10 protein-coding genes are annotated in these 12,464 nt (G+C 43.2%); 3 read left to right on the top strand and 7 right to left on the bottom strand.

The window, feature by feature from the left end; all coding sequences use genetic code 11:
- Positions 1-4: 4 nt before the first annotated feature.
- Positions 5-2,329 (bottom strand): methyl-accepting chemotaxis protein, encoded by a 2,325-nt coding sequence (locus AC27EZ_RS16535; protein ID WP_487136384.1) that lies wholly within the window; start codon positions 2,327-2,329, stop codon positions 5-7.
- A 204-nt stretch (positions 2,330-2,533) separates the two neighbouring features.
- A complete protein-coding gene (locus tag AC27EZ_RS16530; RefSeq protein WP_487136383.1) occupies positions 2,534-4,282 on the bottom strand; it encodes an ATP-binding protein in 1,749 nt (582 codons plus the stop codon).
- A gap of 333 nt (positions 4,283-4,615) precedes the next feature.
- On the opposite strand from AC27EZ_RS16530, the gene AC27EZ_RS16525 reads away from it, so the two are divergent.
- Positions 4,616-5,158: a hypothetical protein gene (locus AC27EZ_RS16525; protein WP_487136382.1), complete on the top strand. Its 543-nt coding sequence runs from the start codon at positions 4,616-4,618 to the stop codon at positions 5,156-5,158.
- A 9-nt stretch (positions 5,159-5,167) separates the two neighbouring features.
- Here AC27EZ_RS16525 and AC27EZ_RS16520 read toward each other — a convergent pair whose 3' ends face one another.
- Complete coding sequence (locus AC27EZ_RS16520; RefSeq protein WP_487136381.1) at positions 5,168-5,830, bottom strand: hypothetical protein; 663 nt, start codon at positions 5,828-5,830, stop codon at positions 5,168-5,170.
- A gap of 174 nt (positions 5,831-6,004) precedes the next feature.
- Between AC27EZ_RS16520 and AC27EZ_RS16515 the strand changes: the two genes are divergently transcribed.
- Positions 6,005-6,673, top strand: coding sequence for a glutathione S-transferase family protein (locus AC27EZ_RS16515; protein ID WP_487136380.1), 669 nt, complete (start codon positions 6,005-6,007; stop codon positions 6,671-6,673).
- Positions 6,674-6,679: 6 nt separating this feature from the next.
- Here AC27EZ_RS16515 and AC27EZ_RS16510 read toward each other — a convergent pair whose 3' ends face one another.
- From AC27EZ_RS16510 to AC27EZ_RS16495, 4 genes are all read right to left on the bottom strand, one after another.
- On the bottom strand, positions 6,680-7,318 hold the full coding sequence (locus AC27EZ_RS16510) for a response regulator (RefSeq protein ID WP_487136379.1): 639 nt from the start codon (positions 7,316-7,318) through the stop codon (positions 6,680-6,682).
- 135 nt (positions 7,319-7,453) lie between these two features.
- Positions 7,454-8,026, bottom strand: a complete 573-nt coding sequence (locus tag AC27EZ_RS16505) for a CBS domain-containing protein (RefSeq protein WP_487136378.1) — start codon at positions 8,024-8,026, stop codon at positions 7,454-7,456.
- Positions 8,027-8,077: 51 nt separating this feature from the next.
- The gene (locus AC27EZ_RS16500; protein ID WP_487136377.1) at positions 8,078-8,383 is read right to left on the bottom strand and encodes a hypothetical protein; all 306 of its coding nucleotides are present in this window, start codon (positions 8,381-8,383) and stop codon (positions 8,078-8,080) included.
- Between the two features lie 199 nt (positions 8,384-8,582).
- Positions 8,583-10,883, bottom strand: a complete 2,301-nt coding sequence (locus AC27EZ_RS16495) for a TonB-dependent receptor (protein ID WP_487136376.1) — start codon at positions 10,881-10,883, stop codon at positions 8,583-8,585.
- Positions 10,884-11,158: 275 nt separating this feature from the next.
- Between AC27EZ_RS16495 and AC27EZ_RS16490 the strand changes: the two genes are divergently transcribed.
- Positions 11,159-12,454: a GntP family permease gene (locus AC27EZ_RS16490; protein WP_487136375.1), complete on the top strand. Its 1,296-nt coding sequence runs from the start codon at positions 11,159-11,161 to the stop codon at positions 12,452-12,454.
- Positions 12,455-12,464: the final 10 nt, after the last annotated feature.

Genomic DNA, 12,464 nt, shown 5'->3' with positions numbered 1-12,464 from the left:
GTTGTCACACTGTAAACCCACTTACCAGTTTGCTTGATTCTTTGGCCATAGTAGACAGTGACGTCGCCGACTCTGCTACCAAACCGATACCCGTATTAAGCTCTTCAGCTTGTTCAGCAATACTGTTGACGTTACCACTTACACTATCAGATGTCGCATTTTGCTCTTCGGTGGCAGTCGCTACCGTCTCAGCCATTGCACTTACTTGAGAAATGATATGAGACAGCTCATTCATAGCAGTAGTAACAAGGTCGACCAAATGTATACCGCCATCTGCTGCCGTTGACGCTTTTTCCATCTCTTTCACCGAGAGGCTAGATGCATCATTCATTCGATCTACTATTGAAGATATCTTGTGTGTGCTTTCCTGAGAGCGATTAGCCAACGCTCTCACCTCATCGGCGACCACTGAGAATCCTCGCCCAGCTTCTCCTGCTCTTGCAGCTTCAATAGCCGCATTTAGAGCAAGTAAATTTGTTTGATCTGCAATAGAGGTAATGTCACTCAGTAAACTATTAATCAAACCCACCTCATTTTGCATTGTGCTGATAACGTTCTGAGAATCTCTTATTAATTTCACCAACAGCTTGATGTTGCCTGCTGCGAGGTCGGCTCGGTCCATGTTTTCTTTCAGACTTGCCATGGCTGACGTACTGGCGTCTCTCGTTTCAACTGTATTACGAGATACTTCTGCAATAGACACAGAAAGCTCCTCGACTGACGCTGCTACCATTTCTGTTTCACCAAGCTGTATCGCCACGCCCTTTTTACTTTGCTCCACTAACGCAGCTAATTCATCTGATGAGGATAACAGCTTGTCTGAATTATTTTTTATCTGCTCAACGATATGCTGAATTTGCGTAATAAACGCGTTGAATGGTGTTATCACATTATTGATTTCAGGAATACGTGTTGCGTTTAACCTAATGGTAAGATTGCCGTCTCCGCTTGATAGTGCACTACAGGCCTCACCTAATTCTTCCAAAGGCTTAATTATTTTCTTCGCAAGCAAAAGGGAAACCACTACTGCGAAGACAAGAATAACAACAGCCACAATAAGAGTTGAATACACTAGTTTCGATTGCAGGTGCTGTGCAGGCGCTAACGCTTCAGATACATCAATTTCGGCGAGAAGCCCATAAGTATGCTCCCCAATGGCTAACGGCAAATACGATGAAAAGACAGATACATCTCTGTAGTCTTTCACCATTTCAAAACCTTTTTGACCGTTTAGTGCCTTACCGCTAGCAACACTATCAACTCTCTGAAGCCCGACTGACGTCCCCGCGTCTTTTATTTTCTTTGCTGTGCTCGGTGAAGTCGCACTAATTGCTTTTAAGTAATTTTCTCTGTCTTCTAAAAAGAAACGACTTTCGGTAACCAATAATCCATCTGGCGATACTAGATAAGTCTCTCCCGAGTCGCCAAACCCACTGTCTTTCCATTCTTGGTTATGAGTGAGTATTGCGCCAATTCTATCAATAGGAATTTGAAAAATTAAAACTGCTGTTATCTCACCCGAACCGTCGGTAATGGCTGACGCTAAAAAGCCTGCCATAGCGTCATATGACGGCAAATAGGTCTCAAGTTTACTTATAGCGACATAATTGTTGTCACCTTTCTCTATAACGGCAGAGAAAGCGTTGCCAATCCCGGTATCAGCATAAGGCCCTTCTTTCAAATCAGTGGCAAAATCGAGTTCTTTATAGACACTGTAAACAATCTCGCCGCTCTTGGGTTCGACAATAAAAATGTCGTAGTAGCCAAATTCCTGAAGAAACTGCCGGATTTCATCGTGATACCTTGCATGCGACTTTGCATAATCGCTGTTATTACTCAATGTCGTTAATTTGTCTTTCTCGCCAATTGGGAATTGAGATGCCGCTATAAAGTCATATTGCAGCGCTTGGGAAGTATTAGTCAGGCCTTCCACAAGCCGTGTAGGCTCAGATAGCACTGCATCATTTCGTTTTTTATAGAGCGTTGCGAAATCATTTTTGTAATAATCGAAAAGCGTGTTTTTTTGCGCGCTTGTTAGCTCTCCTCTTTGCTCCGTATAGCGATTAAACGCGGGAACAAAGTCATTGGCGGCATTAAATACGAGAGAAGAAGACGAAAAATTTCTAATTTGGCTTTCATTGAAAGCCAAATAGTTTTTAATTGCTTGCTTAGTTTGAACGCCTTGTTGGCGCATTTTATCCTCTGAGGAGGCAGCTAATGCAGTAGTAGAAGTATTAACAGCGACGTACGTTGTATACGCAGCTAGCGCTAGGACAGATAGAGACACAAGTAGAACGACAGAGAACAACAATCTTGTTTTTAATGACATTAGCGCGCTTCCTGTACATCCCTGTATATACTAAAGATAGTGACGAAAAAGTTCGATAATAAAATACCCTATATTGTAGTCTTGTGCACAAATAATGTGCTAAACCCTACCAATGTATAATGCGTTGCCTATTAAGTTTGTATATTGCCTCTAACCGTCAGAGCCCTCGTATAACACACCAAGACAAACAGAAAAATAAAAAGCCTAAACTTGCGCGGTGTCTTGTTTACGCTGGTACGATAGCAACACCGCTGTTAACGATTCAATATTAACCGGTTTAGTAAGGTAGTCATTCATGCCGGCGTCAAAACATTTTTGTTTTTCGCTCTCCATAGCATTGGCGGTCAACGCGACAATTGGGATAGATGACAAGTCCTCGCCTACACTACCAGCACGAATGCGACGCGTCGTTTCGTAACCGTCTAAATTAGGCATTTGGCAGTCCATCAAAATGATATCGTATGGTATTGGAGGGGATTTCATCAGCTTATCTAGCGCTTTGCAACCGTCGCTTGCCTCGTCAACGTCTGCGCCCATACCACCTAAAATAGCCAACATGACTTGCCTATTAATTTCATTGTCTTCGACTAATAGTACGGATAGATTCATGTCAGTAGGGTGAGAACTAACGCTAGCAACCTTCGTCTCATTGTCTGGCTGTTCGGGAACCATCAGTGTGACAAAAAACGCGAAGGTCGACCCTTTCCCTACCTCGCTTTTTAGGGATATCTCTCCGCCCATCAATTCACAAATCTGTTTAGTGATCGCAAGGCCAAGCCCTGTACCTCCAAATTTTCTCGTTGTTGATGAATCCGCTTGCGAGAATGAATCAAATATTATTGGGATGACTGCTTCATCTATGCCAGCGCCGGTATCACTTACCTCTGCGTTTAGAACGAGTGCGTCCTCGGAAAACGTTATATTATAGTGAACAGTAACACACCCCGTTTCAGTAAATTTAATCGCATTTGACAGTAAATTATTAAAGATTTGTTTAAGGCGAAGGGGGTCACCCACTACCCTGGTGATGTTGTCACTTTCTGCAATAAGTTCAATCCGCAAACCTTTTTTATCAGCTTGAAATTTCTGCTCTTGAATTACCTCGTACATGAACTGGTTTAAATCAAACTCTATGTGTTCGAGGGTTAACTCTCCCGCTTCTATTTTCGAAAAGTCTAAGATGTCGTTGATAATCACCATTAACGAGTCTGCGCTACGTTTTATTGTTGCAACGAACTTGGATTGTTGCTCGTCCAACCTAGTACGGCTAATCACTTCTATCATGCCAATAACGCCATTCATAGGTGTCCGAATTTCATGGCTCATATTGGCTAAAAAGGCACTTTTTGCTTCATTAGCAGCCATTGCTTCTTTTTCGTGTGTAACCGCGTAATCTCTTTGTTTCGTTAATTCAACCTGTTTACTGACAAGTTTTTGTCGGCTCAAATGTGAAAACCAACTTAATAACGTTCCCATTAACATGGAAAAGAAAAAGTGAAGCATCAACGGAATATCAGCAACGACGTTTACAATAAGCCATCCAGCCCAATTAAGCGTAATCAATGCTATCCACTGAGAGCGATTAGATAAAACAATGCCGCAAGCAAGAATGACTAAAAAAAGGTTTGTAGTTTGTTCGGACGATTGAGAAAGCCACAGGTGAGCAAGGCTATTTATTGACCCTAACAATAAGAGTGAAAGAATACCTAAACGTTGATGATGCGCTGAAATTTCTACTGACTTACGCATTAATACAAAACTGAACACGGTAGTAAATAGCGCTAAACTGACCAGTGTCCATTTATAATCGTCAGGAAGTAAGAAGTAATGGCTTAACGTTAGTAGCATGTAGAGAAAAAAGAATGCCGCAGCCATCGGCGTTAACAGTTGTGTTAACAGCTCTCGCGTTTCTCCATTTTCCTTCAACTCGTTGTTATCAATTTTCAATGACATTCCGGTTTAGTAATAAGCTGAAGTGATGATAATTAAAAAAAGTTAAAATTATATGCTCAATTAGGCTAATGATTTGGACACGTTAAACAACAATAGTAATTATAGGTTATTTATACAAAGTTACAGCATTTGTAATATTCATACTGCGCAGGCAAGCCTTGACAACGTTATGTGGCTAAAATTAAAAAATGATTATCTGCCCTATTAGCTCTCGAGTTCAGTACTACTTTTTTCTTCCTTCCCAACCAAACATCCTATTCCCTTCTGCCAAATGAAGAGTAATCCAAACCTCTCTGTGTTGTCGTATATAACGACACACATTGTGGAGCATCTATGAGTCGAAAAAACCACTTGCTTTTGATTTATGTTACAGGCGCTTTATTGCTCGCCATTGTTGCAATTAGCGCCTATCAGTCTTTTCAAATAGTGAGATCACACAATGCAAAGAATAGTGCGCTTCATTATCTAGGCAGCACAGGCTGGCAATGGCAAAATGAATCAATTGGCGTTCAAATTAAGCAAGAAGACGGCTATTCGCCAGCGCTAAGAAAGGTTAATCTTGATGAAGATTATGCAGCCCTCATTACGCTTAGTGATAAGGGAGAATACCGAGGCTTTGTTTTCTTTAATGCGGCTTGCGAGCCGGGCTCTGTGATATCTGAAACAAAGTATGTATCGCCCACTGGCGAGCAGTCTTCATCAGTACTTCATTGCATTGAAGGGAAACTGGTTTATATTCAAACGTGGCCCACTGGCATTCCATCCGAACGTTGGGCAGACAACGTGGGCGCGTATGCTTTTGATGTGGATTTAATCAACTGGAATTTTAAGCCTTTGGTTAAGGCGTATTATATGGGGAAAGGTGAAGCAATATAAGCAATGGTTTTATTTTTGTTGTAGCTTGTTGCCGTCATTAAGTGGTAGCAATGTGTCGATAGCCTGCTGTTCATGTTCGGTAAATGCGGTAGAAAAGTTATCAATGCCCACCGTAATAGTGTGTTTACCTTTTGGCGCAATACGAGCGTTTGCCCGAGCGATTTGATCTGTAAAAGCTGCTAGCGATATTCTGTTGTACGTAAATGCACCACCTTGCCCGCCGGCTGAGACCGGCGTTAATAGGTCATCATGCTCAAGCAACAATGCGTGTCTAAATACTGCTTGTGATTTGCTAAAACAAGCGGTTTTACTTCTTAGTAATGCCGCTTCAGGAATTGCCTTTATTCGAACACTGTTGTCATTTTCCTGCCACGTTACGCCACAGATGCTGATAACAAAAGCATCGTCTTGGTTTGCAACATTAGATCTCGCAAACGGCGAATTATCAGGCATAGCGTCAATCGCTTGTACCGCACTTCGAAGTCCATCAATAGTCAGTTTTTCGAGGGTTATTTCACCACTATTTGAGGTGTATGTAAGCTTAATTGTGTTTTCAAGATAATAAACTTGGCCAGTATCCTGCCAAAGCGAAATGGCCTCATCACTGCTTTTAATAATTGATGAACGCTGGCTGGGCCTATTGATTAAACGTTTAATAATTTTTGATAACACGGCTTACGCTTTATATTTTTCGTATGTGTGTTTTACGTTTTAATTTAGCGAGCGGATTATTTTCAAAGCAACATCACTTGCAAATTGGCTTTTATAGTCATCTATAACTACAGATATGTTGCACGTTATTTAATAAAGCATGAATGTATTACAACACTTCTTTGAGGATTCACTATGCTTAAATTGTATGGCTTTGACGTTAGCAACTATTACAACATGATTAAATTGGCGATGGCGCTAAAGGGGATAGAATACGAAGCGGTAACGACTTACCCAAACCAAACGCCAGAGTATTTAGCAATTAGCCCAACGGGAAAAGTGCCTGCGTTGCAAACCGAACAAGGCGTGTTGGTCGAGACCAATGTTATTCTTGAATACCTAGATGAGATAGCACCGCAGCCCCCACTTTACCCTACTGAACCCTTTGCTCGTGCCAAGGTGAAAGAGTTGGTGAAGCTAATAGAATTATATATTGAACTGCCTGCAAGGCGTTGCCACACCGAAGCTTTTTGGGGAGTACCAGTAGATGAAAATACGAAAAAAGAAGTGAAACGTGCTTTGTTTAACGGGGCACAATCCCTTGCACGTGCGGCCGACTTTGCCCCTTTCATAGCGGGCGACACGCTCACGGCAGCCGATATTATGTTTCTTTATTCTATGGACCTTGCAGCTCCTGTGGCCAAAAAACTATTTGATGTTGACCTTTATGAACATGCACCAGGAAGCAAGACGTTAATGGAAACCCTCAAAGCCATGCCAGAAGTAGAACAGATAGAGAAAGACAAGCGCGCGGCGGCGCCGGCGTTTAATGCTTATCTGAAAAAAGCATTTAGTAATAAGTAAGCAACACTAACTACCGGTTCGCATAGTATTTTTAAATGCTATGCCAGCCTTTGTTCTATTGATTACGCCCAGCTTTTTTAATACGGCTGAGACATGTTGCTTTACCGTAGATTCAGAAATGGTGAGCTCGTAAGCTATTTGTTTATTTAACAAGCCGTCAGACACCATTTTAAGTACTTTCAGCTGGTGTGGCGTGAGCTGCGCCAAACGCATGCTAAAGTCGTCTACTTTTTCACTATGTTCTAAAGTAGAGCCCATGTGTTCAGGTAACCATGTTTCACCCTCTAACACGGTGCTAACCGCCTCAACGATACACTCTACCGACGCAGATTTTGGAATAAATCCACTTGCGCCAAGCGTCAACGCACGCTGCACGATATCTGGCGCATCTTGAGCGGTAACAATAACAACCAACACGTCGGGATATTCAGCTCGAACCTCAGAGAGCCCATTTAAGCCTTCAGTTCCAGGCATACCCAAATCTAAAAATACGATATCTATATGGGCATTATTGGCCAAAACATCCATGGTTTCTGGAAACGTGGAGGCCTCCATTAGTGTCAGGTTATCGCTACTATTAAGCGCATGGCACATGGCAGCGCGAAATAACGGGTGGTCATCGGCAATTAAAATGCTGGTCGGCACGAGAGGTCCATCAACTACTAAATCTATTAACACCATAATAACATGACAGAAACAATAGACCATGGGGGCAGAGCTTAAGTGATAAAAAAAACCACCAATATCTTGGTGGTTTTAAAGTACATCCTAACGGCCAGGCTAATACAGCACCGATGCCGCGATAATACGCGACAATGCAGCGAAAGAAGGCTGCGACTGAATATCAAGCGGTGCATGTAGCTCTCGCGCTATGTCACTAACACTGATAACGCCTCTGATGACATGTGCTTTTCTATCGATAACAAGACAATGGTGCTGGCCATTATGTTTTAACGTTTCGACGATATCCCCCACTGTGGCGTGTTTGATATGTTCAAAATCAAACGAGTGCAACGTACTTTTTGCTTGCATGAAATCGAATGCGGTTAGCAACTCCCTTGGCGTACCCTGGGCAACCTTTTGAATAATATGACGTTCAGACAAATCAGCGGCAGTAACAATACCTATAAATACGCCTTTTTTATCCAGCACTAACTTCATTTTCACATGAGACTTTTTCATAAGATGCTCAAGCGACTCAGCTTTTGCATCATAATCAATGACAAGCGGTTCATGTTCGGTGAAATCAGTAAATATTGAGGCTGCGGGTGATGACAGCGTCACTTTCTTATAATGCGTGGCATGTGCTAGTTGATCAACCACTTCAGCTTTAAATAGGGGTAGTGAATGCATACTACTTTCCTTCAATAATAAATAAAAACATGCCCTACGGGCGATGGACTATTAACGGAAAGGAAGTACTGGCGGTGCGCGTATTCTGTGATCATAAAAGGGTAACGTGACAGAAAACGCAGTATAAAAATGAGCAGCGGGGTGTTGTGAGTATATCCATTCAACAGAGGCTAGTATGCCGTCAACATCGTCTTGGTCGGTGTTTGCGTCATCACGTGTTAAGTCGGTGTCGCTAGCAGTCGCACTATCCAACAGCGACCATTGCTCTCCCGGCAGAGTGGTAGATGCAGCATCACGTATTTCCGACTCCAGAGGAATCAAAAACAAAAAGCAGATGCTGATAAACCATTTACGCATTTCATTCTCCATGCGAAAACGACAATTAGCTTTCGCGTTCTTGTAACATACGCTCTATTTTACAAAAGACCACTGTCATTTAACGCTAAATACGCGTTTTCGTCGCATGACATGATTACATGCACGAACATAAACCTCATTTAAGACAAAAAAGCCCACGCTGTCGTGGGCTTAAAAATGTGAATCGGACCAGTCGCTTTTAAAAGCGATAGCCAACGGTTACATGAACCGTTCGAGGGTCGCCGTAATACCCGATGAGTGTGGTATCGCCGCCTAGGCCTGGACCAAAGTTACCCGCATCATCTCGAGTAACAAAGTCGTACCCACCAACAAGGTATTCTTCATCGGTAAGGTTCTTCACATGAAGACCTGCATACCAGTCCCCTTCAACGCTTTCCCATCGCGCACTTAAGTTCACCATACCATAAGCATCTTGCTCAATAAGGTCGCTCGTTTCAAACAACAGGTAGTCGTCACGATAGTAGTAATTAGCATTGAAAACAATGTCACCAACGCTGGTTTCTAATAGATAGTTAGCATTCACGTTTAACGTGTTTTCAGGGGTACTTGCCGCGCCAATAATCGGTGGGATCGCATTGTTTTCTTTAATTTCGAAATCAATAAATCCATAGGCCACATCGAATTGTAGATTTTCAGATGCTACCCATGTCATTTCTACTTCTGCACCGTTTGCCGCCGTTTCTGCTGCATTGCGTAATCGTTGGTCAAGCGCAGTTGGGTCTGACAAGTCACCTTCGACGCCAATATACTGTCTATCACTGTGATCATAAGTAAATAAGGTAACGTTCAAGCGGAGTGTATCGCTTAAATCACTCTTCATACCAACTTCTACACTATCAACTACTTCAGGACGTACACCAGGTTCGTTAGTTTGCGCTCGTGGGTTGAAGGTTCCTGATTTGAAGCCTTGAGAGTAGCTGGCAAAGAACATGGTGTCGGTATTCATTTGGTACTCGATGCCAACACGAGGCGTAAATCGAGACCAGCTTTCTTTCGCTGGTGCATCAACTAGACCATCGCCGTCGGTGTCAGTGCCCAGCACTTGAGGCACTAATTGACCATCAGGACGTACATACCCCTCTATCCAATCAGAGCTCGGATACACGTTGTCAAAAATTAGCCCATTGTTTACAAATGCTGTTTTTTCTTCATCTGTGTAGCGTGCACCAAGCGATAGCGACAACTTATCGTTTACTTGGTAATTGAATTGAGCATACGCCGCCCAGCTCTCAGAGTTGTTACACCCTGTGACTTCACGGGTAAGACCTGGCGCGCCAAGTGAAGCCCCAAGTACTCCTAATATAGCGTCAAAGTTACCACAAGATTCACCATCATAAAGGTATAGTCCCGACACAAGATCATAACTGTCGCCGGTGTAATTTAATTGAACTTCATGCGTGTCATTGGAATCTTCGTATTCAGCTGGCACGTCAAAAATAGGTAGAGGCGTATTATCAAAGTCGATATTAGTTGGTGAATAACTTTCTCTATGTGAGCCAATATATTTCAGCTCCATATTATCGGATACGTTGTAGCGTGCTAACCAGCTGTAACCTTCAAGTTCTACTTTATTTTCTGTAGGTAGACTCGTGTAAGAATCAAATTTTGAGTCAGGAACCGGCGCATCGGTTAGTAAGCTAGGCAGTAATCTGAACCCCCCTTTTGCGTTTGAATCATCTTCCGTTTTGTCCCAACCAAGTCTGAAGAATAAGTCGTCTGATGCATTAATCTCGAGTGTGACTCTCGCTGCCCACAAGTCTTTGTTGTAGTTCTCTTTATCTTGATTTGGAAGCGCACTGATCAAATACTCACCAAACCCATCTCGATTTAAGTTGGCATACCCAACACCTAAATACACCGTATCTTCAATTAACGGTACTTGGCCGGTAAAACGAACATCGCGCTGATTGTAGCTACCCAAGGTGGCTTCTACATTGAACTCGGCATCGCCCGACATTTCTTTTGTTACATATTTGACCGCACCACCAATGGTATTTTTACCATAAAGGGTACCTTGTGGCCCGCGTAGTACTTCTATACGTTGTACATCTAGCAAATCAAGTACAGCGCCCTGAGGTCTCGCCATGTAAACATCATCGATATAAATACCCACGCCAGGCTCATATCCCCACAGTGGATCTTGCTGACCAAGGCCACGAATAAATGCCGTTAGGGTTGAATTGGTGCCACGACTGGTTTGCAACGTCGTATTTGGTGAAAATTGCTGAACTTCGGTGAGTACCGTGATGCCTTTTTCTGCAAGCTCCATTGCGCCTATAGACGTAATAGCTACGGGTGTTTCCTGTAGAGATTCAACGGTTTTGCGTGCGGTTACTTCTATTCGCTCAAGCTTTCCTTTTTCATTGGCTTCGGCTGCAGTTTCTTGCGCAACGGCGATGTTAGACGATATCAGCGCTGTCGCCACAGCGGCAGCACAAACAGTACGAGGGTAACGCTGAAAGTGTGTGGATAGTGACATAGTGAGTCCTTTTTTATTTTATATTTTTACGTTCTGTCGGATGCAATGTCTGCGGTCAAAATCACTTTAGAGCACTTTATAAGGTTCGTATGTAGTACCATCGTACTATGGGAATTAGTACAAAGTCGCGCCACACTCTGCCACTACACTGTGTGCTTTTCTTTCCATGCTACATTTGCATGAGTGATGAAAAGCATTGAAATAACAACAAAATAATTCTATAGCTTAACGGATTCCAATCTATCTGCGGTCACAGATTTTTAAGGAAAATAATTATGTTAAGTATGTTTGGGTTGGTTGGCGGGCTAGTGCTGCTAATTATACTCACTATCCGTGGTATGAACCTGTTTATTGCCGCCCCACTGTGCGCTTTACTGGTAGCAGTAACCAACAACATTGCGATATTTACAGGCGAGTTAAATTTTGTCAGCGCATACATGAGTGGATTCTCTGGCTTTATCGCCTCTTGGTTCTTTATGTTCTTGCTTGGCGCATTGTTCGGCAAATTCATGGAAGACAGCGGCGCCGCAGATTCAGTGTCCCGATGGATTATCGACAAGATAGGCTACAAGCAGGCTGTAATGGCGGTTGTGTTAGCGTGCGCCATATTGACGTACGGCGGCGTAAGTGTATTTGTGGTGGCATTTTCGGTATACCCCATGGCCGTTAGCTTGTTTAAAGATGCAAATCTACCAAGACGCTTTATTCCAGCGGCTATGGCATTTGGTTCGGTAACGTTCACAATGACATCGGCGGGCTCACCTGAAATACAAAATTGGATCCCAATTAAATATTTAGGTACATCGCCTTTTGCTGCTTGGGAAGTCAGTCTCGTGGTTGCGGTCTTTATGGCGACATTGGGCTATTGGTGGCTAGCAAAAATGATCCGAAAAGCGGTGAATAACGGCGAAAATTTTGAAGCCAGAGAAAGCGATCCTGAAGTTCGAGAGCGTGACTACCCTCACCCACTGACAGGCATAGTGCCTTTGTTTGTAGTTTTAATTATTTCGTTTTTATTTCACGAATCGTTAGCACAACTGGCGCTTATTCTTGCCCTTGGCGGAGGTGTACTGACCTTGCTTGTGATTAACTACAAGCACTTTCACGACCTTCAATCGGCTATTAACTTAGGCACCACCGGAGCGCTGGTCGCCATAGGAAATACGGCGGCTGTTGTCGGCTTTGGTGCAATAGCGAAAAATACTGATGCATTTCAAAACACTGTCGAGTTAATGACGCAAATTCCTGGTAATGAACTTATTGGTGCAGCCATCGCGGTCAGCGTTATCGCAGGTTTAACGGGCAGCGCGTCTGGCGGTCAGGCCATTGCATTGCCACTCGTTGCTCCGCATTACCTCGACCAAGGCGTAGAGGCCGAGCAACTTCATCGTATTGTATCTATCTCGTCAGGTGCTTTAGACTCACTGCCCCATAACGGGTATGTCGTCACCACCATAAGGGCAATATGCCATGAAACCCACAAAGCGGCTTACTGGTCAGTAGCGGCGCTTACTGTGGTAGTGCCCCTAATTGGACTTGCTTTGGCGATTACGCTTTTTAGCGTGATGTAATAAGGATAAT

This window comes from Alteromonas sp. 4NH20-0056, assembly GCF_057539655.1.
This window is presented reverse-complemented; position numbering and strand designations above follow the sequence as displayed.